The following is a 923-nucleotide window of genomic DNA, read 5'->3' on the forward strand; positions in this document are numbered from 1 at the left end:
CGGTGAAGCTCATCGCGCCGCAGTTCGTCAAGCCGTACGTGAAGAGCAACAAGAACGACGCGAATGATGCGGAGGCGATTTGCGAGGCGATGAGCCGCCCGAGCATGCGTTTCGTCGCGGTCAAATCGGTCGAGCAGCAAGACCTGCAGGCGATACACCGCATCAGGGCGGAGTTGTGCAGCCAGCGCACCGCGAAGGGCAACCAGATCCGAGGCCTGTGTAGTGAGTATGGCCTGGTGGCGCCAAGGGAAATGATACAGCTGAGAGCCGCCATTCCTTGTTGGCTGGACGATCTGGAGAACGGATTGACGCTGCGGTTTCGTCGGATGCTGCGCGGCTTGTGGCTCGATCTGCTGAACCTGGAACTCCGGGTCAAGGAACTGGATCAGGAAATAGAAATTGCGGCGGCCACCGATCCGGTCGCCACCAGGTTGCAGCAACTGCGCGGCGTCGGCCCGATCATCGCCACAGCGATTGTGGCCAACGTCGGCGACGCAAAGCAGTTTAGCAGTGGCAGGCAGATGGCGGCATCGCTGGGGCTGACGCCAAGGCAAAACAGCTCAGGCGGCAAAGAACGATTGTTGGGTATTACGAAGCGAGGCGACGCACAGCTACGAACGCTGTTGATTCATGGGGCCCGTTCAGTGTTACGAACGGCGGCCAGCAAGAATGATCGGATGAGTCGCTGGGTAACGCACATCGCGCAGACAAGGCATCACAACATCGCCGCGGTCGCGCTGGCCAACAAGACGGCGCGTATCGCCTGGGCGATGATGACCAAGGGCACTGATTACCAGCCCGGGGCAGTAGCAGTTTAAACAGTAGAGCAGTCAGTACGTAAAAAGGAGTATCCAACCACGATTGCGAAACATGCCGATGATGGCCAACAGGTCGAACCGGCGCTGGCAGAACCCGACAACGTC

At 59.4% G+C, this 923-nt stretch carries 1 protein-coding gene; it reads left to right on the top strand.

Annotation, left to right across the window (positions count from 1 at the left end):
* Positions 1–818 (top strand): IS110 family RNA-guided transposase (locus ABWW33_RS32980; RefSeq protein ID WP_353405622.1); only part of this gene is annotated, 818 nt, incomplete at its 5' end.
* Between the last annotated feature and the right edge of the window lie 105 nt (positions 819–923).

It is taken from the genome of Duganella hordei (assembly GCF_040369125.1).
Taxonomy (GTDB): domain Bacteria; phylum Pseudomonadota; class Gammaproteobacteria; order Burkholderiales; family Burkholderiaceae_D; genus Rugamonas; species Rugamonas hordei.